The organism is Streptomyces lusitanus, from assembly GCF_042647945.1.
Classification (GTDB): Bacteria; Actinomycetota; Actinomycetes; order Streptomycetales; family Streptomycetaceae; genus Streptomyces; species Streptomyces pseudogriseolus.
Genome location: NZ_JBHRWL010000033.1, coordinates 133,908 through 157,280 on the forward strand (window position 1 = coordinate 133,908; position 23,373 = coordinate 157,280).

A 23,373-nucleotide genomic window follows, 5' to 3' on the forward strand; every position below is an offset into this window, starting at 1 on the left:
CCCCCCCCCCCCGCAACGGCGCCCCGAACACGGGGGCATTCAGGGCGCCGCGCCCTGTCCTGCCGTTCGCGCAGTTCCCCGCGCCCCTTTCGGGGCGCTGCACCTGTCGGGGCGCGGAGGGCTGATCACCCTTTAGGGGCGCGGGGAACTGCGCGACGGGGGTCCGGGGGCGGAGCCCCCGAGACGGCGGCCGTGACACGGGCGGAATCTCAGCGAGGCGGCACCGCAGGGGCCGAAGTGGGGTAACCCACGGTGATGTGGATCTGCTCGCTCGACGCGGACACGCCGTTCAAACTCGCCGTGGCCTGGAGCCGGTTCGCCCCGGCGGGAAGATCCCGGCCCGGGGCGCAGCTCCAGGACCCGTCCGACCCCGCCGTGTCCGTGCACACCTCGTTCCCGTCCTGGTCGGACACCGTCACCTGCGCCCCCGGGTACGCCCTGCCCGCCGCGGCCGGCCGGTACCCCAGCGGCACCCCCGGCTCGGGCCGGGACAGCACCGGCGACGGCAGCCCCACCGTCACCTGACATCCCCCGCTCGCCCGCGCGACGCCCTCCGCGTCCGCGAGCCGCAGCACGCAGCCGGCGAGCCGCGTCCCCGGCTCCGCGTCGGCGGGCACCGCCAGCACGAAGGGGAAGCTTCCGGTCTGCCACGGGCGTTCCGCCGACACCGCCGTGTAGACGGCGGTACGGCCGTCGGCGGCGACCTCGCCCCGGTAGCCGGCGGCGGTGAGCGGCACGCCGGTGACCTCGGCGCCGGCCGGAGCGGTCAGCGTCAGGCTGGAGCCGAACCCGAGGGCGTCCGGGGACGACAGCCCTGACGCCTCGACGATGCCGTCCCGGCCGGGCGGGATCGTCACGGAGCCCCAGAGCACCCGCTCGCCCGGCGGCGGGGCCGCCCCGTCGACGGCGGACGCGGGGCCGGCGGGCACCCACCCGGCCGCGAGGATCCCGGCCGCCGTCAGCACGGCGGCCGCTGTCTTGCTGGACCTGTTCATCGTGGACGGGCTCCCTGTACGGCCGGCACGGACATCGGACACACCTGCGACCGACTCTGCGGGACGTCCTCACCGGACGCCCGCCCATGCCCGCCGTACGGGTGGCCCCTCACCCCCCGCCCGCGTCGGAGACGCTCAGCGCGTCAGCCAGACCGTCGTGTCCGGGGGCAGATGCCCGTCCTCCAGCGGCGCGCTGGTGAGGACCGCCTCGCCCGCGCCCGCCGGAAGAGGCACCGGCTCGGCGGACAGGTTCGTCACGCAGCGCCAGCCGTCGCCGCGGTCGAACTGGAGGACCCCCTCGGGGGTGTCCTCCGCCCACCTCAGCGTCTCGCCGTCGATCAGCTTGCGGCGCAGCCGCAGGGCCGTGCGGTACAGCTCCAGGGTGGAGCCCTCGACCCCGTCCTGCGCCTCCACCGCGTACGCGGCGAAGGACGGCGGCTGCGGCAGCCACGCGCCGCTCGCGCCGAAGCCGTACGACGGGCCGGTCGTGCTCCACGGCAGGGGGACGCGGCAGCCGTCGCGGCCCTTGCGGACGCGGCCCGTCTGCTCCCAGATGGGGTCCTGGAGGACCTCCGTGGGCAGGTCGGCGACCTCGGGGAGGCCGAGTTCCTCACCCTGGTAGACGTACGCCGAGCCGGGCAGCGCCAGCATCAGCAGGGTGGCGGCGCGGGCCCGCCGCAGTCCCGCCTCCGCGTCGACGGCGGGGGCGTTGCCGCCGGACAGCAGCCAGGCGTTGGTGTCCGTGCCGGGCGGCAGCATGAGCCGGGAGGCGTGCCGGACCACGTCGTGGTTGGACAGCACCCAGGTCGCCGACGCGCCGGCCGCCTGCGCGGTCGCGAGCGAGTCGGTGATGACCTGGCGCAGCTCGTCCGCGTCCCACGCCGCTTCGAGGTACTCGAAGTTGAAGGCCTGGCCCAGCTCGTCCGGGCGGGCGTACAGGGCGCGCCGCGCGCCGGGCACCCAGGCCTCGGCGACGGCCGTGCGCGGCGGGGTGTACGTGTCGAAGATCTTCCGCCAGTCGCGGTAGATCTCGTGCACCTCGTCGCGGTCGTAGAAGGGATGCGTGCCGGGCGCGAAGTCGGCGAGGGCCGCCTCGCCGCCGGCCGCGTGGTCGCCGAGGTCGCGCAGCGGCTCCTCGAGGTCCTTGGTGAGGGCGTGCGCCACGTCGACGCGGAAGCCGTCCACGCCCCGGTCGGACCAGAAGCGCAGGGTGGTGCGGAAGTCCTCGCGGACGTCCGGGTGGTCCCAGTTCAGGTCGGGCTGCTCGGCGGCGAACAGGTGCAGGTACCACTGCCCGTCCGGCACCCGCTGCCACGCGCTGCCGCCGAACACGGACTGCCAGTCGGTGGGCGGCAGCTCGCCGCTGTCGCCGCGGCCGTCGCGGAAGACGTAGCGGTCGCGGGCCGGGGAGCCGGGTCCGGCGCGCAGCGCCTCCTGGAACCAGACATGCTGGTGGGAGGTGTGGTTGGGGACGATGTCGACGATCACCTTGAGGCCGAGCCGGTGCGCCTCGCGGACCAGCGCGTCGAAGTCGTCGAGGGTGCCCAGGCGCGGGTCGACGTCGCGCGGGTCGGCGACGTCGTAGCCGCCGTCGGCCAGCTCGGACGGGTAGAACGGGCTGAGCCACAGGGCGTCGACGCCCAGGGCGGACAGATGCGTCAGGCGGCGCGTGATGCCGCGCAGGTCGCCCAGGCCGTCGCCGTCGGCGTCGGCGAAGCTGCGGGGGTAGATCTGGTAGACGACGGCCTGCCGCCACCAGTCGGGGTCGCGGGAGGAGAGGTCGGGCGTGGCGTCGGGGGCGGGGTGCGGCGGCCGGGGGTCGGGCGCGGTGGGGCGGTCGGTCACGCGGGGTCTCCTCTGGGTGTGCGGGTACCGGCGGAGAAACTGACCAGAACACCGTAAAAGCGAACGCACCGGTAACGGGGTGCCATTCCCCCCGGGTGTGGCGGACCGCACGTCCGCCCGGCGCACCCGTCTCGAACCGGCGTCCGATCAGGGCGTGAAGCGTTCGACCGTCGTGAGGTAGAGCTTCACGTAGCGCTCCACGTCCACGTCCAGGCCGACGTCCACCAGGGGCTGCTCGCGGGTGCCCTCGTGCAGCTCCGACTCCCCGATGCGGGGACGGCGGTCGACGATCGTCTGGCCGCGCGCCGGGCCGGGCGCCAGGGACACCTCGACCGGGAGGCGGTGGGTGGTCAGCCCGTCCGGGTCGGCGACCGCGCACAGCGCGCCCGCGTCGCCGAGGCCGCCGGAGTCCTCGGCGGGGTCGTCGGGGCGGCTGCCCGGGTGGGCGGGGCGGTGGGCGAGCAGGTCGCCGGCCAGCCGGGCGCCCGGTTCCGCGCTCGCGCGCAGCCGCCGCACGTCGTCGCCGGGGACGACGACCCGGTTGAACACGTCCAGCCCGTACATGGTGATCGGCACGCCCGCGGTGAGCGTGATCGCGGCGGCCTCCGGGTCGTGCCAGACGTTGAACTCGGCCACCGGGGTGGCGTTCCCGGCGCCCGCCGCGCCGCCCATGAACACGATCCGCTCGATGTTGCGGGTGACCTCGGGGTGGGTCCGCAGCAGCAGGGCGATGTTGGTGAGCGGCGCGGTGGGCACCAGGGTGACCGGGCGGGGCGAGGCGAGGATCTCGCGGCGCAGCAGCGTCACTGCGTCCACGTCCACCGGGGTGCGGCGCGGGGCGGGCAGGCCGAGGTCGCCCATGCCGTCGTGGCCGTGGACGTGGCGTGCGGAGCGGGGCGCCTCGATCAGCGGGCGGGCGGCGCCCCGCGCCACCGGCACGTCGCCCGCGCCCGCCCGCTCCAGCACGGTCAGGGTGTTGCGTACGACGCCGTCCACGTCCGTGTTCCCGGCGACGCAGGTGACGGCCCGCAGGTCGAGCGCGGGGTGGCGTACGGCGAACAGCAGGGCCAGGGCGTCGTCGACGCCGGTGTCGCAGTCGACGATCACCGGGACCGGCCGGCCGTTGCTCACGACGGACTCCTTCTCGACGCGGGTCTGCCCGTCGACCTTACGCGGGGTCCCAGAGCGCGGTCCCGCGTGCGCGCACCCGCTGCCCGACGCGTCGCAGGAATTCCGCCACCGGCAGCACGCCGGGCCGCCGCCCGTCCCGCAGCCGCACCGCGAGCAGGCCGTCGTCGGCCTCCCGCGCGCCGAGCACCGCCTGGTACGGCACCAGCCGGGCCCGGCGGATCCGGGCGCCGAGACTGCCCTCGGCCGGGCCGCTCACCTCGGCCCGCAGCCCGAGTGCGACCGCTTCCCGTACGACGGCGTGGGCGCGTTCCTCCTGGTCCGCGCCCACGGGCAGGACCACCAGCTGCACCGGGGCGAGCCACGGGGGGAAGGCGCCGCCGTGCTCCTCCAGCAGATGGGCGACGGCCCGCTCCACGCTGCCGATGACGCTGCGGTGCACCATGACCGGCCGGTGCCGGGCGCCGTCCGGGCCGATGTGGTGGAGCCCGAAGCGCTCCGGCTGGTGGAAGTCGATCTGCACGGTGGACAGGGTGGACTCGCGGCCCGCCGGGTCGGTGATCTGCACGTCGATCTTCGGGCCGTAGAAGGCCGCCTCGCCCTCGACGGCCTCGTAGGCCACGCCGGACGCGTCCAGCACCTCGCGCAGCAGGGCGGTGGCCCGCCGCCACAGGGCCGGGCCGGCGACGTACTTCCCGCCGCCGCCCGGCAGCGACAGCCGGTGGCGGGACGCGCGGATGCCGAGGTCGGCGTAGGCGCGGGAGATCAGCGCGAGGGCTCCTGCCGCCTCCTCGACGGCCTGGTCCGGGGTGCAGAAGATGTGCGCGTCGTTGAGCTGGATGGCCCGCACCCGGGTCAGTCCGCCGAGCACACCGGACCGCTCCGCGCGGTACATGCCGCCCAGTTCGGCCATCCGCAGCGGCAGTTCGCGGTGGCTGCGGGCGCGGGAGCGGAAGATCAGGGCGTGGTGCGGGCACAGGCTGGGGCGCAGCAGCATCTGCTCCCCGCCCAGCTCCATCGGCGGGTACATGTCGTCGCGGTAGTGGTCCCAGTGCCCGGAGAGCTCGTACAGCTCGCGTTTGCCGAGCACGGGCGAGTACACGTGCCGGTATCCGGCCGCGCGTTCCGCCTCACGGACGTACTCCTCCAGGGTGTGCCGTACGACGGCGCCGTCGGGGAGCCAGTAGGGCAGGCCCGCGCCCATCAGCGGGTCGGTGTCGAACAGGCCGAGTTCACGGCCGAGGCGTCGGTGGTCGTGCACGGCGCCCTCCTCGGGGTCGGGAGGCGAGCACCACGCGCGGCGAAGCCCCGGGGCACTCGCCCCGGGGCTTCGTCAGTGGTCAGCTGTCAGCGCGCCGGGACTGTCTCCGGCGTCGTCGTGCGGGACACGTGGGCGCGCTGCATGCGGCGGACGGTAGCAACGGGCGGGCGGCGGGCGCACGCGGTTTTCCGCGGCGCCGGCGGGAGGCGTGCGCGGTGCTCACCCGGACGGCTCGCCGCGCTGGTGGGGGGCCTGTCCCGGTGGTGCCGTAGGAGCACGTCCGCCACCACCGCCCGTGCACTCGGCCCAGGAGGCATCCCGATGACCCGTGCCGCGCCCCGCGCCCGCACCCTCCTCGCCTCCGGCCTGTCGGTCACCGTCCTGCTCATCACGGCGGCGTGCGTGGCCTACGACCGGGACGTGCCGCGCGCGCTGCCCCAGGGGGTGTCCGAGCCACCCGCCGCGACGTCGGCGTCCCCGTCGGTGACGGCGACGGCGTCGCCCTCCGCGGTGACCGGACGGTCCACGCCCGTGCTGAACGACGAACAGCTGAGGGCCGCGCTGATCACCGAGGGGGACCTGGGCCCGCCGTGGGCCGCCGCCCAGGGGCCCGCGCTGTGGCGGGACGGCACGCTGAAGGCGACCGCGGACGACGGGGACTGCCGGCGGTTGCTGGAGGTCCTCTACACGGAGGAGCCGTTCGGCGTCCCCGCCGGGCCGCGCGTCTCGGTCACCCTGGACGACACCGCCGAGGGCACCCAGCTGCGCGAGCAGATCGGCGCGCACCGGCCTCAGGACGTGGAGCGGGCGCTGACCTGGCTGGGCACGCTGCCGGAGGAGTGCGGGAGGTTCCGGGCGGCGACCGCGCGGTCCGGCACGCAGGACGTCGAGGTGACGGAGCTGCCGCTGCCGGACACCGCCGGGGACGCCCGCGCCGCGGTGCGGGTGACGCTGACCGGCGGGGCGCCGGACGCCGAGCCGGCCCGGCTCACCGTGGACCTCGCGGCGATCCTCGTCGGCGAGGACGCGATCGTGCTGACCAACGGCGGGTTCGGCGAGGTGCGGGCCGAGGTCACCCAGGCGATGGCCCAGCTCGGCGCGGACCGGCTCGAGGAGGTCGCGCGGGAGGGACGGCTGCGGGTCTGAACGCCCCGCGTCCGACGGGGGTCAGCTCATGGCGTCGACGGCCTGCTTGGCCTCGACCAGGCCCGCGCCGGTGGCCTCGCGGTACAGCTTGATCGCCTGCACCTGCTTGCCGTCCCGCACCAGGGCGAGGATCTCGTCCCGCCGCGGCACCTCCTCCTCCAGCCCGAGGTGGCGCATCACCTGGTCGAGCTTGCGCTCCACGCGGGCGACCCGGCGCTCGGAGCGGGACAGGGCGGTCTGGATCGAGGCCACGCCGAGAACGACGACGCAGGTGAGGAAGAGGATGGCTATGTCCATGACCGCAAAGCGTAGGCGGTGGAGGGGAGTTGGTCACCGGGCGTCATCGGTCACGGCGTGTCGAACCGGCGTCGGCGGGCGACGACGTCGAGGGCGGCCTCCAGCACGGTGCGGTCGTGCGCGAAGGCGTCGCCGCGCAGCCGGGCCAAGGCCTCGTCGGCGCCCACGCCGAGCTGGGCCATGATCATGCCGACCGCCTGGTGCACCCGGTCGTGGTCGGCGGCCAGCCCGCTGAGCCAGCCCTCGCCGGCGTCCCGCGCGTCGTACGGCAGGTCGGTGAGCGCGACGGTCATCACGCCGGCGACCAGCAGGGCCACGTGCAGCTGATGCGCGTCGAGCCCGCCGGGGGAGGCGCTGTAGAGGTCGAGGGTGCCGACGCAGACGGCGGCGGAGCCGAGGGGGAGCGCGTACACGGCGCGCACGCCGGAGCCCAGCGCCTGCTGCGCGAACACGGGCCAGCGGTCGGCGCACGCGCCGTCCGCCAGGTCGCGGGCGAGGACGGGCGCGCCGGTGCGCAGCACGTGGTGGCAGGGGCCGTCACCGAGGGTGGCCTGGAGCTGCGCCAGCCGCGCCGCGCCGGCCCCGGACGCGGCGAGCTGGAGGGGCATGCTGTCACCGCGCAGCGACACGGAGGCGCCGTCCACGGGCAGCAGCTCCACGGCCACCGCGCACAACCGCCCGGGCGCCTCCGCGGGCCCGGCGCCCCGCAGCCCCGCCGCGATGACCCCGACCGCCCGCTCGTACTCACCGCCCCCCGGGTCGTCCCCGGGCACGCCCACCACATCCCCTCACCAGCCGAAACGCGATCCGACTACCCGAGCGGGGACCCCCGAAACCGACGGCCACCGCCGGGCCGGGGCCCGCTTCGCTGGGCATGCGGACGCGGGCGTGCCGCCCGGAGGGGTGGCGCGGCGGTGGCCGCCCGGACGGGGCCCTCTTCGCGGAACGCGCTGACGTGGGCGTCCTGCCCGGACGGACCGGCGCGCGGGCGCACCTCGCCGTGCGCATCGGCCCGCACAGGCGGGGTACGTCCGGGCGGCATCGCCGCAGGAAGCCGGCCGCATGCCGGCCCGTACGCGAGCGGGGTGCGGGGCAGCGCCTCCACCGCAGGCCAGTGCGCGGGGCAGCGCCTCCGCCGCAGGCCAGTGCGCGGGGCAGCGCCTCCACCGCAGGCCAGTGCGCGGGGCAGCGCCTCCACCGCAGGCCAGTGCGCGGGGCAGCGCCTCCGCCGCAGGCCAGTGCGCGGGGCAGCGCCTCCGCCGCAGGCCAGTGCGCGGGGCAGCGCCTCCACCGCAGGCCAGTGCCACGGGTGGCGGACTCCGGAGCGAGCCTCCGCGCCCCACACGCCAGGCTCCCCGACGACCGTCCTGCGCCACCGAGGCCGCGCGCCCCTCCCGGGCGCAGGCCCTGTCTCCCCGAGCAGCACCCCGGCCGGGCGACACCCCGCCGGCCGCCGAAAGCGCCGCAGGCGCCACTCGGCTGCTCGGGTCACGGGGCCCGTCGATGAGCCGGAACGGCTCCGTCCGGTCCGCTGACGGGGGCGGCCCAGCCAACCCGGCGGCACCCGGCCGACTGCCGGCCGGCATCGCCGGGACCGGTCCCGTCCTTGCGCTGTCACGGTGGCCGGTAACCGGAGGGCTCTTCCCGTCCCACGGACAGGTCCGGCCGACCGGGCCCGACTGCGGGGCGCGCCCGAGGGGCAGGGGCGCCTTGCCCGCCCGCCGTTACACCGGAGGCTGCGCCGGCGCAGGACCCAGGGTCGTCGTGCCCGGGGCCGTGCGGTGGCCCAGGCCTGTGCGGTAGGCGTCCAGGGCCGCTTCCACGCGGCCCGTGCGGCGGAGGAGGTCGCCGAGGAGGCGGCAGAGGTCGGCGAGGTCGCCGGCCGCGCCCGCGCGTTCCAGGAGGCTGAGCGCGCGCACGTAGTGCTCCTCCGCCTGCTCCGTGTCCCGGGCGTCCTCGGCGATGATGCCGAGCAGCCGGTGCGCGGCCGCCGCGTGCACCGCGCCCCGCTCGGGCGAGAGTCCGCCCAGCACGTCCCGAAGCAGCTCCGCGGCCTCCTCGGACCGCCCGCGCCGGTGCAGGACGTCGGCCAGTTCGACGGTCAGCTGGCTGCTGTACAGCGTCGCGCGGGTCGCGGACAACATGTGCAGCGCCTCCCGCATCTCCGCCTCGGCCCGCTCCAGTTCGCCGTTCTGCGCGTACACGTACCCGCGCATCCAGTGGCAGTTGGCCAGCTCGGTGCGCAGTTGCAGTCCCCGGTACAGCTCGGCCGCCTTGGCCAGGGAGGCGTCCGCCTCCGCGAGGCGGCCCTCGGCGAGCAGGGTGCGGGCCACCGACCGGTGCATCCGGGCCACCAGCGCCGGGTCGCCGGACTGCGGGGCCAGCGCCAGCGCGAACTCCGCGGCCTGCGCGGCCCGCGCGTGCGCGCCCATGTCCATGTACGGCCCGATGACGCTGGCGTACAGCAGGAGCAGCGCGTCCGGGTCGTGCAGGCCGCCCCGGTTCAGCTCGTCGATCGTGCTCTCCAGCAGGTACACCGCGTACCGCAGTTCCCCCGCGAGGTAGTGCGCGACGGCCCGGCCGCGCAGCGCCGGCACCCGCGCGGGCAGCGGCGCGTCCGCGAGCCGCGCCTCCGCCTCCTCGAAGTAGCGCCGTCCGTCGACGAGTTCGCCCGTGTCCAGGGCGCACTCCCCGAGGCCGAGCAGCGCGGCGGCCTGCTCCTCCGGCAGTTCCTGCGCCTCCGCCTCCGCCAGCAGCGCCGTGTACTGCTCCACCGCCGACTCCGCCTCCCCCACGGCGAGGGCGCGCTGTGCCTCGGTCAGCCCCAGCCGCAGTTCGGTCACCCGGCGCGCGGAACGCCCGGTCGCCAGTTCGTCGAACTCGACTCCGAGCCGCTCCGCGAGATGCCGCAGCGCCTCGTCGGAGGGGCGCACCCGGCCGGCCTCCAGGGTGGAGACGTAGGCGGGGGTGTACACCGGCTCCGCCAGCTGTTTCTGTGTCAGCCCGCGTGCCACGCGCAGCCGCTGCACCCGCCGCCCGATGGTGCCCGGCTCGTCCCGCTCCCCCATGCCAACTCCCCCAGTGCCCCTTGCCGTTCGCGTCGGACAGCCCCTAGGTTAAACCGCGAATTAAACCCGCTTAACCCGTCGCTGTTGCGAGGTCGCCGTGCTGCAACGCACCCGCCCCACCGAGCGTTACGCCCGAGGCTTCATCGCGGCTCTCGCCGCGGTCGCGGCGCTGGTCCTGGCGGCGAACGCGGGCCCGGCCAAGGCCGCGGACCCGGACGCCGACCGCGGGACCACCACCGCACCGGTCGAGGTGGAGGCGGCCGAGCGGTAGGCGCCCGTCGCCGTCGAGAGCCCTCATCCGCGCAAGGCCCCGCGCAGCGCCTCGTCCAGCCGTCGCGCCACCTCGTCCGGGTCGGCCGAGCCGCCTTCGACGAGCGGTTCGAGCTGGGTGATGACGGTCTGGGTGAACGCGCCGTACAGCGGCGTCCTCGGCCGGTGCACGGCCCGCTCCAGCGCCTGCTTCAGCATCGCGTCGGAGAACCCGGGACGGCCCCCTTCCCGGCGCGGCACCTCGTCGGCCTCCCCCGTCGGGGACGGCACGGGCGCGGCGGAGATCTCCGCGGGGCACCGCGCCGGACGGTCGTAGGCCGAGTCACGGGTCGCCGCGAACCCGGCCTCCAGCAGGCAGCGTTCGCTCTGCCGCCCGGTGAGGAACCGGATCAGCTCGGTCGCCTTCCGCGCCCGCTCCGACGTCGTCGTCACCGCCAGGTTCTGCCCGCCGAGCACCGCCTTCCCGGGCAGCGGCGCCACCCCGAGCCGGTCCCCGAACACCCGGTACAGCGTGGGGTAGGCGGAGGGCCAGGCGCGCAGGAAGGCCGTACCCCCCTTGGTGAACTCGCTCGTCGACCCCGTCTCGTCCCCCTTCTTCGCGTCCGGGGAGATGTACGCCGGGTCGACACGGCGGTCGAGTTCCGCCACGCCCCGCCGCAGCTCCTCCACGTCGCCCGTGTAGCGGCCGTCCTCGTCCACCAGCGTGAGGCCGGGCACCGCCGTGGCGAACGCCTCCATCGCGTTGACGGTGCGGCCCTCGTACGCGTCGAGCTGGGTGGTCCAGCCGTTGACGAAGTCACGGTCGTCGAGGTTGTCGTCCAGGGTGGTGATGTACCCGCGCAGCCGGCCCCAGGTGAAGTCCTGCGGTACGTAGGGCGGTTCCATCCCGGCCTTCCGCAGGAGATCGCGCCGGTAGTACAGCAGGCCCACGTCGCTGTTGAACGGCACCGCGTAGACCTTCCCGTCCCACCGGGCGGTCCGGGCGACCGGATCGATGACGTCCGCGTCCACGAGGTCGTCCGGCAGCGCCCGCACCAGCCCGGCCTCCGCGAACTCCGGCACCCACGTCACGTCCAGGTTCACCACGTCGTACCGGGCGCTGCCGGACTGGAGGGCGCCCAGCAGCTGGCTGCGCTGCTCGTCGGCGCTGCCCGGCAGCTCCACCAGCCGCGCCTGGTAGTAGTCCGGGTCGTCCGCGTCCTGCGACTTCTCCCTCTGCTGCCGGTTCCAGGCGTCGATGAGCCGCTGCCGTACGCCGTTGCTGCCGGTGACGTCCCGGCCGCTGGCCACGACGATCGTGCCGGGCTTCTCCTCCTCGGCCGGCGTGGCCGTCCCGTCCCCGCCGCCGCCCGTGCAGGCGGCGAGCAGCAGCAGCGCGAGCAGCGCGGTGAGCCGTCGCGACATCAGTCGTCCCCCGTTCCGATGCGGGCGATCTCGTCGTGCAGGGCGGCGCCCACGTCGTCCCCCGCGTCCAGACAGCGCCCGCCGCTCACGTCGGCGATCCGGCGGTCCGGCCGGCCCTCGTCGCAGCCTCCGGCGCCCAGGACGGCGACGGTCACCGGCACCCCGCTCGCCTCGGCCCGGTCCAGCACGTCCGTCAGCCGTCCGCCGCTCAGATGCTCGCCGTGCCGGCCGTCGGTGATGTGCACGATCAGCTGGGGCCTCCCGTCGTCCTTCCGGCGCTCCATCTCGTCGAACGCCGCGAGCAGCGCCGCGTGCGGGTCGGCGGAGACGTCACGCACCCGCGCCCGCTCGTCGAGCGCCTCCTCGGCGTCCTCCCGCCGGTGCGCGCCGAACCCCAGCAGCGTCTCGTACGGGCCGTCGCCGGTGTCGGCGACCGCCCAGACGCCGTACTCGTCCGCGCTGCCCAGCCCGCCCAGCGTCTGCCGCAGCAGGCCGGGGCCGCCGCTCGGCCCCTGCCACAGGCCGGCCATGGAACCGGAGCTGTCCAGCAGGAACAGCACCCGGCCGGGCCCGCCGTACGCCTGGTAGGCGCTCAGGGCCTGCTCCATCTCGTTCCGCCCGGCCGACGCGTCGAGCGGGCTGGGCGCGTACTTCACCCCGTCGGGCTTGGGGCCGGAATCGATCAGCTCCTGGGTGCGGGGGTCGCGGAAGCCGTACCGGCCGAACACCTCGCGGCCCCCGTCCCCGGCCAGCCAGTCACGGAAGGACGCCACCGCCGCGTCCCGGGCCGTGGCGTCGGCGTCGCCGCCGTCCCAGCGCACCCGCACGAACACCGGGTCCGTGCCGGGCACGTCGGCGGGGTACTGGGCGACGCGCGGGGCGCGGACGGTGTCCTCGCACTCGACGCCGCTGATGAGCAGGAACTCCGGTACGAGGGCGGCGGTGCGGTCGTCCACAACGTCGTCGGCGGGCAGGCTGCACAGCAGGTCGCCGGCGGTGGGGGAGGGCGGCCCCGGCTGCCGGACCATGCGCTCCCCGCGGGCGACGGCGCCCGTGTCGCCGTACAGGCCGACGGTGGCGAGCAGCCCGGAGTCGGTGAACTCGGGGTCGGGGCGGCGCACGGCCGCGTCCTCGGCGCGCGCGGCCAGCGCGTCGATCATCGTGGTCAGGGTCAGCCCGGTGAGGTCGTCCGGCGGCCGGGGGGCGAGGCGCTCGGGCACGGCCAGCACGACGGGGGAGTAGGCGAGGGGCGCCTCCTCCGGCTCCAGCTCCGCGACCGCGTCCGTGTCCTGCCGCTCCAGCACCCGGTCGACCTCGGCGCGGGAGCCGGGGATCCACACGTCGGGCTGCGGGCCGATGTCGCGCTGCGGGTTGGCCTCGTCGACGCCGGGCTCCTTCCAGGTGTCCGTGTGCCGCCGCAGCGCGTCGACCACGTCGGAGGAACCGGCGCTGTAGACGGTGATGCCGGTGTGCCGGCAGCCCGCCTCGGTGGTGTTCGCGTCGGAGGTGAGATAGGCGCCGGCGGCCGTGCGGACGGTCTCCTCCAGGTCCGGGTCGGTCAGCACGCGCAGTTCGAGCGGCGGGGCGCAGCGGGTGTCGTCCCCGCCGGTCAGGCCCAGCGGCCCGTACAGGCCCACGCCCAGCATGCCGAGGGCGAGCAGCACCGGCAGCGCGAGCCGGAACAGCAGGCGGCGCGACGACCCCGCGGGATCGCCCGCGCGCCACCACGTCCGCAGCCGGCGGCGCAGGCCGCGCCCCCAGCCGCGCAGCCTGCGCGCCGGCACGCCCCACGGCCGGACGGGCGGCACCGGCACCGGCGGCACCGGCGGGAGGTCAGGACCGGCGACCGGCGCCCGCGACCCGTCGGCCGGCTCCCCGCCCGCACCGTCGCCCCCGCCCAGCCGCACGTCGACGCCCGCGTCGGCGCGCAGCTGCGGCTCCCAGGGTTCGTTGCGCAGGGTGCGGCGGCGCTGCTCGGCCATGCGCCGCCGCAGCCGGGCCGCGAGCCGGGAGACGGTCGTGCCGTCCGCCTCGCCGAGCAGCTCCGCCAGATTCTCCGTGAACGGCGTGGGCGTCCGCGGATCGCCCGCGTCGATACGGTGGTTGGCCTGCACGCTCATCAGCAGCACGACCCGCCGCTTGTCCTCGAAGTGCTCCCACACCCGGGCCGCGTTGCCCGCGAAGCAGCAGTCGAGGATCACCACGATCCGGTCCGCCCGGCTCGTGGCCAGCACCGTCCCCATCAGGTCGCCGAACTTCACGGCGCCGGAGAACACCGTGTGCTCCCCGGCGAACACCTCGGCGTCACGCATCTGGAGGTACAGCTCGTCGCCGCCGCTGGGGATCGCCCCGTGCCCGGCGAAGTACACCAGCAGCAGCCCCCGCGCCTCACGGGCGACCCGTTGCAGCTCCCGTCCCGCCTCGGCGAGATCCGGCGACTGAAGCGGGACGATGTCCTCGTCGGCGAACACCCGCCCGCGCACCAGCGCCTCGCGCAGCACGCCCACGTTGTTCCCGACGGCCGGCAGCTCGCCGGGCACCCCGTGCGGCGGCTTCGTGTGGAGGTAGTCGGACACGCCGATCAGCAGCGCCCGGTCCATCGGCTCCCCCGCGTCCTGAGGCTGCACCGGCCTACCCGTCGTGGCGGTTCACCGGTTCGACTCGGCCCTCGGGCGGTTCGCCGTTCTCGACCTCGCGACGATTGTCCCGCCAGGCCCTCACACCCCGTCTGACCTGCTCCAGCAGCTCCTGGAACACCACGGTGGCGCCCGCCGACGTGACGGCGATGACGATCTCCTGACTCGTCCCCATCGGGGCGCCGTCGTGATCGGTGGCGGGCCGTTCGCGGATCCGCACCCGCCCGTACCGCAGCAGGTCCTCCAGCGGCTTCTCCCGCTCCAGCCAGTTGCGCAGGGCGGTGACGTCGCCCTCCGTCGCGTTCCCTTCGAGCCGTATGCAGATGTCCTGGTCGGCCACTCCGTCCCCCTCAGCCATAACTCACCATCATGGCATCGCCGTTGCGCCCTGGGGAGGGTCTGTGCGCAGGTGCCCGGCCGGCATCCCGCCGCGCCCCTGCACCTCCCGCAGCCGGCGCCGCACATGCTCCACGGCCCCCTCCCGGCGCCCCGGCACCCGGCTCCGCAACCCCACCAGCTCCAGGCCCAGTTCACGCACCCGCACCGGGTCGTCGATCCGGCCCCACTGGTGGTGGGCGCGGTCCACCGCCGACTCCACGGCGGGCGCGTCGGCCGGCTGCCCGGCCGCCAGCCGGACGCCCGCCAGCGCCATCCACGCACGGCAGCTGCGCGCCGCGTCGCCCGCCAGCATCGCCAGGTCGGCGCGGACCTCGGTCCAGTGCAGCGCCTCCTCGGACACCGGGCCGTGCGCAAACCCCGCCGCCTGCTCCAGCCGCGCCGCCAGCGCGTCCGCCTCCGCGTGCCGCCCCGCGCGCACGGCCGCCGTGACCGCCGCGTGCGGGTCGCCCGGCAGCGGCCCGCGCTGCTCCAGCACCAGGTCGGTGCCCGCGCCCTCCGGCGCGATCCGGGCCAGCGCCCGCTGGTGCAGCTCCTCCTCCGCCGGCCGCCGCCCGCTGCGCAGCAGCGTCGCCAGCGCCTTCATGTACGCGGGCGCCGCCACCCCGCGCCGGGCCGGCGGGGGTGCGATGCGACCGTAAACGGCGGCGTCCCGCCCGCAGTCCAGCGGGAACGGCCGGCCCGGCGCGGGCGGCGCGCACAGCGCCTGCCAGGTGTCCGCGTCGGCACGCAGATCGAGGAACAGCGTCGTCGCGCCCGCCGGGCGCAGCCGCAGCTCGTCCCGGAACCAGTGCCAGGGCAGCGCCGTGTACCGCACGGTCGCCGGGGTGGTGCGGGCCAGCGCCAGGTGCGGCAGCCGCTGCCTGCGGTCCAGCCGCAGCTCCCCCGCCACGTACACGGTCAGCGGGCCGGGCGCCGCGGCCGCCGCGCGCAGCCGGGTCAGCACCGCCTGCGGCTCCAGCGGGTCGGCCAGCTCCACGACGTTCGCGGTGTCCGCGCCGGACAGCACCGACGGGGGCACCGCCGCGAGCACCGGGAGCACGGACGCCGCGTCCACCAGCCGTCCCCGGCCCAGCGGCGACGCCGCCAGCAGCAGCACGGTCCCGGGCATGGTCCCCTCCCCCTGTCGATCACCTACGGCAGCACCGTAACCGCTGCGGTCGCAAACGGGGGCGTCACAGCGGTGAACGTCCCCCTTCGCGGCGTTCGACCCCCGCGCCCCGGCCGCGCCGCACCGCGAACACGGTGGTGTCGTCCGCCAGACGCCCGTGGCAGTGCCGCAGCGTCCGGTCCCGTACGGCCGGCACCAGCAGGCCGGGGGCCATCAGCCGCGGGTCGGCGGCCACGGCCTCCCGCACCGCTTCCACCACCTTGAAGAAGCGGCCCTCCCGGTCCCGGGCCTCCGTCACCCCGTCCGTCACCACCAGCAGCGTCTCGTCGGCGTCCACACGCACCCGGCGCACCGGGGGACGACCGGGCGCCAGCTCGCGGTAGCCGAGCGGCAGCCCCCCGGCCACCGGCAGCCGCCGCACCCCCGACGGGCCGACGGCCAGCGGGGGTTCGTGACCGAGGACGACGGCGTCGACGACGTCGTCCTCGTCCGCGGGGAAGGCGAGCAGCACGGCCGTGGCGAACCGGTCGCCGTCCGCGCGGCCGAGGGCGGTCGTGTACGCGCGGTGCCGCACCATCCGCGACTCCAGCCGGTCGGCGACCACCCCCAGGTCCGCCTCGTGGTAGCCCGCCTCGCGGAACGTGCCGAGCAGCACCGCCGCCGTCTCCACCGCGCCCAGCCCCTTGCCCTGCACGTCCCCGACGAGGACGCGGGTGCCGTGCGGTCCTGGCTGGATGTCGTAGAAGTCGCCGCCGACCCGGGCCTGGGCGTCGGCGGTGAGATAGACGCCCGCGTGCTCCAGGCCGCCCCAGCCGGGCGGCAGCGGCCGCAGCACGGTGCGCCGCACCGTGTCCGTCACGTCCCGCATGTGCAGCGTCCGCCGCTCGCCGCGCACCCGCACCGCGCACGCCAGCGTGGCGAGGACGCCGCCGAGGGCGACCAGGATGAAGTCGGGCAGGCCCGCCTGGAACTGGTGCGGCCAGGCGTTGTCGACCAGGGTGTAGGAGGCCATGCACAGCACCGCGAACACCGCCGTGCCCCACACCCCGCACAGCGCGGCCGCGATGCCCGGCACCAGCACGATCCAGGAGATGATCCGGAACTCGCCGGTGGTGTTGTAGTCGGCCACCGCGATCGCGGCCAGCAGCACCAGCGGCGGCACCCAGGCGACGCTGCGGCCCCGTACGCGCAGCAGTTTCTGCCGCTCCACGACGTCGCCCAGGCCGGCCGTCGCGTGCGGCTCGGGCAGGGCGTGTCCTGTGGTGGCCGGACTCACGGCCCCAGCGAAACACGCACCCGTGACGGTCGCATCCCCTCCCGCGCGGGCGCCACCCGTGCGATCGAGTTGCCGCCCGGGCGCGGCAGGTGTGCTCTGGAGGGGCGGGGGACGGCAGGAAGGAGTGCTCCCATGGCGCATGCGGCGCCCCGGTCCCGGGGCATGATCGAACAGGGCCGCACCATCGACGTCTTCGACGCCCGCACCCATCGCGTGGCCCGGGTCGTCCTGCCCGTCCTCGCCGCGCTCGTCTACGGCTACTGGGCCGCGGCGAACCGCCGCTACGGCGGCCCCGTCACCGGCTGGAACCTGCTCTTCGGCTTCCTCACCGCGCTCGTCTTCGCCGCGGTCCTCATCACCCTGCTCACCGTGGCCCCCAAACTCCGCCGCGAGGTCCACGCCCTGTCCTGGGCCGCCTTCGCCGGCTGCGCGGCGGGCTTCCTCTTCAGCCAGTCCAACGGCAGCATCTACCGCTCGGTGGCGCTGGGGGTGGGCGTGATGGCGGGCACGTTTTTGATCATGTTCTACCGGTACTACACGAAGGAAGACGCGGAGGGTCACCGCCTGGAGTGAGGCGGGGGCTCTCTTTCCGGCACGGGCGCGTGCAGGCGGGGGCGGGTGGGGCCACCCGCCCCCCGGTGTCGGCCTACGCGGCGCCGGGGACTCTTGTACGCCGGGTGCGGGCCGCACGGTGGCTGGGGGCGCCTGCCGCCTGCGGGCAGTCGTGCCGCTAGGGGCGGCACGGGTGGGCGCAGGCGGCACCCTCGAGCGGGCCCGCGCCGCACCTCCGTACGGCCACCGGGATGCCGGGCACTGTCGCACGCCGGGTGCGGGCCGCACGGTGGCTGGCCGCGCAGTTCCCCGCGCCCCTGAGGCGCCTGCCGCCTGCGGGCAGTCGTGCCGCTAGGGGCGGCACGGGTGGGCGCAGGCGGCACCCTCCAGCGGGCCCGCGCCACACCTCCGTGCGCCCACCGGGATGCCGGGCACTGTCGCACGCCGGGTGCAGGCCGCGCGGGGCCGATCGCGCAGTTCCCCGCGCCCCTGAAGGGGCGCTGCCCCCGCCGCCTGCGGGCAGTCGTGCCGCTAGGGGCGATGGGGGTACCTCCCGCTCGAGCGAAGCCGAGAGTGGGGGAGGGTGGGCGCAGGCGGCACCCCCCAGCGGGCCCGCGCCGCACCTCCGTACGGCCACCGGGATGCCAGGGACTGTCGCACGCCGGGTGCGGGCCGCGCCCCGTTCGGGGGTGCACCGGTCGCGGCCGTCGGGGCGGCCGGGTTGCCTGGAGAGGTGGGTTCGTGGAGCGGGACTCGGGACAGTGTCGCGGCGGCGTGTGTAGCCCTCGCGTGCCTGCTCGTGCCACTCGCCGTACTCGCCGGATGGGCCGCGTACGACCTCGCCGACACCGGCCGGTACGTCCGTACCGTCGCCCCGCTCGCCGGTGACCCCGCCGTACAAGAGGCCGTCGCGGACGCCGTCGGCGACGAGGTCGTACGCGAGCTGGAGGCACGCACCGAGGGCGGGAGTGCCGTCGGCCCGTTCGTCCGCGACGCCCTCGAGTCGTTCACCCGTACGGACGCCTTCCGCACGGCGTGGGAGGCGGGCAACCGCACCGTCCACGACGCGGTGCTGCACGCCCTCCGCGACACCGACGCGCCTTCCACCGGACCCGTCACCGTCGACCTCGCGCCCGTCACCGCCCAGGTGAAGCAGCGGCTCGAGGCCGACCACATGCCCTACGCGCACCACATCCCCGTCGAGCACACCGCCCTGCCCGTGGTCCCGGCCGAGGAGGTGGCCGGACTGCGCCGGGGCTACCGGCTGCTGGACGCCGCCGCCCTCCTGCTGCCCCTCACCGCCGTCGCCCTCGCCGTCACCGGCGTCACGGTCGCCGCGTCCCGCCGCCGCACCCTCACCGCGGCCGGACTGGGCGTCGCGCTGGGCGGCGCCCTGCTCGCCCTGGCGGTGGTCCTCGGCCGCCGGCTGACCCTGGCCGACCTCCCGGACACCGTGCACCGCCCGGCGGCCGCCGCGGTCTACGACGCCCTCACGGCCACCCTGCACACGGCGTCCTGGGTGCTCCTCGCCGTGGGCGCGACGGTGGCCCTCACCGTATGGCTGACCGGCCGGCCCGTCCTCCGCCGCAGGCGCCCCGGGCCCGCCCCGATCACCTACTCCACCACCACCCCCGCCCGGACCCGCACCCGCACGCGCACCCGCACCTGAAACGGCGATGCGGGCCGCCCCCGCAAAAGGGGAACGGCCCGCACCGGACGGAACACGGACGACTCAGCGCCCGGACTTCTCCAGCGCCTTCTCCGCCTTGTCGAGTGCGGCGGCGAAGCCGTTCGCCCACAGCTGGTTCACCCGCGACCGCTCGGTCGCGTTCGGGTAGGCGTTGGTGCAGGACGGGCCGGGGCCGCCGCCGGACATCAGCTCGCTGCACGGACCGGAGTAGTGGTCCGGCAGACCCAGCACGTGACCGGTCTCGTGCGCGGTGACCCGCGTCGAGTTGTAGGTCTGGTTCTGGGCGTAGTCCAGGAAGATGTACCCGCTGCCGTGGCCGTCGGTGGACGCGTACGACCCGCGCGAGTCGTTGCCCTCGTAGTACGAGAAGTCGGCGCCCGAGGTGCCCGCCTGGAGTCTCACGTTGGAGACCGAGCTGTTCCAGATCTGGGCGCTCTGGGCTATCTGACTGGCGAACGTCGGCGCCTGGGAGGCGTTGTAGACGACGGTGACGGCGGCGGCGCCGGTGGGGTCGGCGGCCCGCTTCTCGGCGACGGACTTCAGCACGGCCTCGAAGAACGCGCGGTTGGCCGCGGCCTCCTCGGACGAACCGGCGTACGCGGCGTACGAGTCGGCGGGCGCGAGGGGGGCCTCGGCGGCGCCGGCCGGGGCGGCGCCCAGACCGAGCGCGGTCAGGCTCAGACCGGCCGCGGACAGCACGGACAGGGGCATGCGCAGGCGCATCGATGACTCCTTCGGTGGGGGGTGAGTCACGTGTCACCGGTGAGTGTCCGCGCCCGCGCGGCGGCTGTGATGATGGCAACCGGTGATAGGACCGGGCTATCGCCGCGGTCCGGACATGTGCCGCACGCCGCCCGGCCATGTGCCGCACACCTCCCCGTCCCGGTGTCGCAGACGCCCGACTACGCCTGCACAGGCGGGATTTGGGTGTCTGGTGAAACCTGAACTTCCCGCTTACCCTCCCAGGACATGGAGCTTGAGGTCCGGCACCTCAGGGCGCTGTGCGCGATCGCCGACACGGGCAGTCTGCACCGGGCCGCGCGCCAGCTCGGCGTGGCCCAGCCCTCGTTGAGCACGCAGCTGCGGCGCATCGAACAGGAGCTGGGCGGCGCCCTGTTCGTCCGCGCGCGCACGGGCTGCCGTCCCACCCCGCTGGGCCGGCTGGTGCTCAGCCGCGCCCGCCCGCTGGTCACCGAGCTGCGCTCCCTGGTGACCGAGGCCCGCGCCGCCGCCGTCGGCGGCCGTCAGCTGCGCATCGGGTCCACCGCGAGCAGGGCGCTGGCGGGCTGGCTGCGCCGTCTGCGCCGGCACTGGCAGGAACCCACCCTGCACATGGACGTCTCCGCCAACGCCCTGCTGCGCATGGTCGCCGACGGACACCTCGACGTCGCGTTCGTGCACGAGGTGGAGGGCTGCCCGCTGCGCGTCCCGGAGGCCTTGCGCACCCGCGTCCTCATCGCCCGCGAGCCGCAGTTCGTGTCCCTGCCCGCCGATCACCCGGCCGCCGCCCGCCCGGTCGTCGACCTCGCCGACCTGGCCCACGACCGCTGGATGATCGACCCGGCGGTCGACGGCGAGTGGGACGCGGTACGGCGGATGCTGCGCGAGGCGGGCATCGACCCGCCCGTGCTGCACGGCGACTACCACACGGCCGCGTCCCTGGTCGCGATCGGCGAGGTCGTCACCGTCTGCCAGCCGACCTCCCCCTCCCGCCCCGACACGGCCGTCCGCCGCATCGCCGGCGACCCGCTGGGCGTACGGCTGCTGCTGGCGGCGCGTACGGACACCGAGCTGGAGGGCGTGTACCCGCACCTGGCGGACGCGTACCAGGAGGTGGCCCGGCAGGCCCCGGCGTACCGGGAGTGGCTGGAGGAGCTGGTGCCGGGGGCATGAACCGCCCGGCACCACCCCTCCTCCTTCTTACGGCGTCGTACTGCGTCAGACGCCGATGTCCCGCCCGTCCGCGCGCCACACCGCGACGACCGCCGGGCGGACGTACGTGCCGGGACCGTCGGGCCAGGCGCTGGCCGGCTGGTCCACGGTCGCCCCGTCCACCTCGCCCGGGTGCTGCACGGCGACCAGCACCCGCCGGTCCTGGACGACGGGACCACAGGTCTCGGCGCCGTTGGGCACGGTGAGGAACTGCTTCAGCTCACCGCGCCGGTCACCGCGCGTGGCCACGCCGAACAGACCGTCGTGCGAGCCGAGGGCGCTGCCGTCGGTGGAGATCCACAGGTTTCCGTGGGCGTCGAAGGCGACGTTGTCCGGGCAGGAGATCGGGCTGACGGAGTCCTTCGGGAAGCCGGCGAAGTACGTCGCCGGGTCCTCCGGGTCGCCCGCGACCAGGAACAGCGACCAGGCGAAGCGGGTGCTCTCCGGCCGGTTCCAGCGCTCGGTCAGCTCCAGCACGTGGCCGTGCTTGTTGGCGTGGCGCGGGTTGGCCTCGTCCGCCTTCGGGTTGGAGCCGACGCCGCGGTTGGAGTTGTTGGTGAGCGCGACGTACACCTTGCCGGTGACGGGGTTGGGCTCGATGTCCTCGGGCCGGTCCATCTTCGTGGCGCCGACCTTGTCACCGGCGAGACGCGTGAAGACGAAGACCTCCTCGGCGGTCATGCCCTCGACGTGCGAGACGGCGCCGTGCGCGGTCGCGGTGGCCAGCGGGATCCACTGACCGCTGCCGTCGAACTCGCCGTCCTTGGGCAGCTTGCCGGTGCCGTCGATCTCGATGCCGGGCGAGTCACCGGTGAGCTTGGCGACGTACAGCGTGCCCTCGTCGAGCAGCGAGAGGTTGTGCTCGCGGGCGGAGCGGCTGTTGCCGTGCCGCATCTTCTTGCTGCTGACGAACTTGTAGAAGTAGTCGAACCGCTCGTCGTCGCCGGAGTAGACGACCGGCCGCCCGTCGTGCGTCAGCCGCACGGTCGCCGCCTCGTGCTTGAAGCGGCCGAGCGCGGTGTGCTTGCGGGGCGTGGAGTCCGGGTCGTACGGGTCGAGTTCGACGACGTAGCCGAAGCGGTGCACCTCGTTGGGCTCCTGGGCGAGGTCGAACCGCTTGTCGAACCGCTCCCACTTGCGCTCGGTCGCGCCGGTGCCGATGCCGTACCGCTTGTCGGTGGCGCTGGAGCCGTTGCCGAAGTACTGGTTGAAGTTCTCCTCGCCGTGCAGCGTGGTGCCCCACGGGGTGGTGCCGCCGGAGCAGTTGTTGAGGGTGCCGAGCACCTTGGTGCCGCGCGGGTCGGCGGAGGTCTTCACCAGGTCGGAGCCGGCGACGGGGCCGGTGAGCCGGAACTCGGAGGTGGCGGTCAGCCGCCGGTTGAGGTGGTGCCGGTTGACGGCGGTCAGCTTGCCGCTGCGCCGGTCCTCCTCGACGGCGACGACCGCGAGGCCGTGGGCGGCCCAGGCGATCTCCACCTGCTCACGGGTGGGGTTCTCGGGGTCGTAGTCCCGGAACATGAGGATCTCGTCGGTGTACTCGTGGTTGGCGACGAGCAGTTGCCGTCCGTGCTCGCCCTTGAGCGGCAGCAGGGAGAGGAAGTCGCAGTTGTAGCCGAACTGTCCGGCCTGCGCCTTGGCGCTCTGCCTGTCCCCGTCGAAGGCGGGCGCGCCGCGCAGGATCGGCTCGCCCCAGCGGATGACGACGTTCTGCCGGTAGCCCTCGGGCACGGTCACGGCGTCGTCGGTGTTCGGCGCGACGGGCGTGAACCGCAGCCCGCGAGCGCCCTTGGGTTTGTCGTGCTCGTGCCCGTGCCCGTGTCCGTGGCCCTTGCCGCCCGGCGCGGCCTGCGCCTCGGGCGCGCCGACGACGCCGACCGCACCGGCGCCGGCCGCTGCGACGGTCACGACGGCGGCGGCGCGCATCATCGAACGGCGGCTGAGGGCACCGGCGACGATGTCACCGACGTACTCGTTGTCGCTGGTGTTGGGCACCTCGTGGAAGCAGGCGTCACCACACCGGAAACGACAGGTCATGGCGGACCGTCCGCCGGGGTGCGAACCGGACGGCGTTCCGATCAACGGCAGCAGCTTTCGCACGTTTTCACTCCTTGGGCCCGTGGTGTCAGCGCGACCGTAGGAGCACACGGGTGCGGCGACCGGGCGCGGGAGTGAACGACGGGTGAACCCGGGACGGCATCAAGGGCGCACGCCGGAGCGGAAGGACGGCCCCACACCGTCCGGATCGCGCCCTTGACAGATACGATCCCCCAACCCCCACCCTGCCCAAGATCGCCCCCAAGGGCCGCTAACCTTACGTGTCCGTCCTGGCCAGGGTTCGACGGGCACCAACTCACGCGAAGGGTTGC

At 75.3% G+C, this 23,373-nt stretch carries 19 protein-coding genes; 5 read left to right on the forward strand and 14 right to left on the reverse strand.

Annotated features, from left to right (window positions below; translation table 11 throughout):
* Nucleotides 1-209: 209 nt before the first annotated feature.
* From ACFOSY_RS32510 to thrS, 4 genes are all read right to left on the reverse strand, one after another.
* Complete coding sequence (locus ACFOSY_RS32510) at nt 210-995, reverse strand: carboxypeptidase regulatory-like domain-containing protein (protein ID WP_394313937.1); 786 nt, start codon at nt 993-995, stop codon at nt 210-212.
* A gap of 135 nt (nt 996-1,130) precedes the next feature.
* Nucleotides 1,131-2,840 (reverse strand): glycoside hydrolase family 13 protein, encoded by a 1,710-nt coding sequence (locus ACFOSY_RS32515; protein ID WP_394313940.1) that lies wholly within the window; start codon nt 2,838-2,840, stop codon nt 1,131-1,133.
* Nucleotides 2,841-2,987: 147 nt separating this feature from the next.
* Nucleotides 2,988-3,971, reverse strand: a complete 984-nt coding sequence (locus ACFOSY_RS32520) for a nucleoside hydrolase (protein ID WP_394313943.1) — start codon at nt 3,969-3,971, stop codon at nt 2,988-2,990.
* Between the two features lie 37 nt (nt 3,972-4,008).
* Nucleotides 4,009-5,229, reverse strand: a complete 1,221-nt coding sequence (thrS, locus tag ACFOSY_RS32525) for a threonine--tRNA ligase (protein WP_394313945.1) — start codon at nt 5,227-5,229, stop codon at nt 4,009-4,011.
* A gap of 321 nt (nt 5,230-5,550) precedes the next feature.
* On the opposite strand from thrS, the gene ACFOSY_RS32530 reads away from it, so the two are divergent.
* Complete coding sequence (locus ACFOSY_RS32530; RefSeq protein WP_394313947.1) at nt 5,551-6,375, forward strand: hypothetical protein; 825 nt, start codon at nt 5,551-5,553, stop codon at nt 6,373-6,375.
* Nucleotides 6,376-6,396: 21 nt separating this feature from the next.
* Here ACFOSY_RS32530 and ACFOSY_RS32535 read toward each other — a convergent pair whose 3' ends face one another.
* The 3 genes from ACFOSY_RS32535 to ACFOSY_RS32545 all read right to left on the reverse strand — a co-directional run bounded on the left by ACFOSY_RS32535 (nt 6,397) and on the right by ACFOSY_RS32545 (nt 9,740).
* Entirely contained in the window at nt 6,397-6,672 is a 276-nt protein-coding gene (locus ACFOSY_RS32535; RefSeq protein WP_394313948.1) for a hypothetical protein, read from the reverse strand.
* Nucleotides 6,673-6,722: 50 nt separating this feature from the next.
* On the reverse strand, nt 6,723-7,451 hold the full coding sequence (locus ACFOSY_RS32540) for a GAF and ANTAR domain-containing protein (RefSeq protein ID WP_394313950.1): 729 nt from the start codon (nt 7,449-7,451) through the stop codon (nt 6,723-6,725).
* Between the two features lie 945 nt (nt 7,452-8,396).
* Complete coding sequence (locus ACFOSY_RS32545) at nt 8,397-9,740, reverse strand: tetratricopeptide repeat protein (protein WP_394313952.1); 1,344 nt, start codon at nt 9,738-9,740, stop codon at nt 8,397-8,399.
* Between the two features lie 97 nt (nt 9,741-9,837).
* Between ACFOSY_RS32545 and ACFOSY_RS32550 the strand changes: the two genes are divergently transcribed.
* Nucleotides 9,838-10,011 (forward strand): hypothetical protein, encoded by a 174-nt coding sequence (locus tag ACFOSY_RS32550; protein ID WP_394313955.1) that lies wholly within the window; start codon nt 9,838-9,840, stop codon nt 10,009-10,011.
* 23 nt (nt 10,012-10,034) lie between these two features.
* Here the strand turns inward: ACFOSY_RS32550 and ACFOSY_RS32555 are convergent, their stop codons facing one another.
* From ACFOSY_RS32555 to ACFOSY_RS32575, 5 genes are all read right to left on the reverse strand, one after another.
* Nucleotides 10,035-11,414: an extracellular solute-binding protein gene (locus tag ACFOSY_RS32555; protein WP_394313957.1), complete on the reverse strand. Its 1,380-nt coding sequence runs from the start codon at nt 11,412-11,414 to the stop codon at nt 10,035-10,037.
* Nucleotides 11,414-14,041 (reverse strand): vWA domain-containing protein, encoded by a 2,628-nt coding sequence (locus ACFOSY_RS32560; RefSeq protein ID WP_394313960.1) that lies wholly within the window; start codon nt 14,039-14,041, stop codon nt 11,414-11,416. Before ACFOSY_RS32560 ends, ACFOSY_RS32555 begins: the two co-directional genes overlap by 1 nt.
* Before the next feature lie 4 nt (nt 14,042-14,045).
* The gene (locus ACFOSY_RS32565; protein ID WP_394313962.1) at nt 14,046-14,408 is read right to left on the reverse strand and encodes a hypothetical protein; all 363 of its coding nucleotides are present in this window, start codon (nt 14,406-14,408) and stop codon (nt 14,046-14,048) included.
* Nucleotides 14,409-14,417: 9 nt separating this feature from the next.
* Nucleotides 14,418-15,557, reverse strand: a complete 1,140-nt coding sequence (locus tag ACFOSY_RS32570) for a hypothetical protein (RefSeq protein ID WP_394313964.1) — start codon at nt 15,555-15,557, stop codon at nt 14,418-14,420.
* Nucleotides 15,558-15,621: 64 nt separating this feature from the next.
* Entirely contained in the window at nt 15,622-16,833 is a 1,212-nt protein-coding gene (locus tag ACFOSY_RS32575) for a PP2C family protein-serine/threonine phosphatase (protein WP_394313966.1), read from the reverse strand.
* 132 nt (nt 16,834-16,965) lie between these two features.
* Here ACFOSY_RS32575 and ACFOSY_RS32580 point away from each other — a divergent pair, with 132 nt between their 5' ends.
* Complete coding sequence (locus ACFOSY_RS32580; protein ID WP_394313968.1) at nt 16,966-17,406, forward strand: hypothetical protein; 441 nt, start codon at nt 16,966-16,968, stop codon at nt 17,404-17,406.
* 712 nt (nt 17,407-18,118) lie between these two features.
* Complete coding sequence (locus ACFOSY_RS32585) at nt 18,119-19,054, forward strand: hypothetical protein (RefSeq protein ID WP_394313970.1); 936 nt, start codon at nt 18,119-18,121, stop codon at nt 19,052-19,054.
* 63 nt (nt 19,055-19,117) lie between these two features.
* On the opposite strand, the gene snpA is transcribed toward ACFOSY_RS32585, so the two are convergent.
* Nucleotides 19,118-19,798, reverse strand: coding sequence for a snapalysin (gene snpA / locus ACFOSY_RS32590; protein ID WP_394313972.1), 681 nt, complete (start codon nt 19,796-19,798; stop codon nt 19,118-19,120).
* Nucleotides 19,799-20,044: 246 nt separating this feature from the next.
* Here snpA and ACFOSY_RS32595 point away from each other — a divergent pair, with 246 nt between their 5' ends.
* Nucleotides 20,045-20,968, forward strand: a complete 924-nt coding sequence (locus ACFOSY_RS32595) for a LysR family transcriptional regulator (RefSeq protein ID WP_006134937.1) — start codon at nt 20,045-20,047, stop codon at nt 20,966-20,968.
* 45 nt (nt 20,969-21,013) lie between these two features.
* On the opposite strand, the gene ACFOSY_RS32600 is transcribed toward ACFOSY_RS32595, so the two are convergent.
* A complete protein-coding gene (locus tag ACFOSY_RS32600; RefSeq protein WP_394313974.1) occupies nt 21,014-23,104 on the reverse strand; it encodes a PhoX family protein in 2,091 nt (696 codons plus the stop codon).
* Between the last annotated feature and the right edge of the window lie 269 nt (nt 23,105-23,373).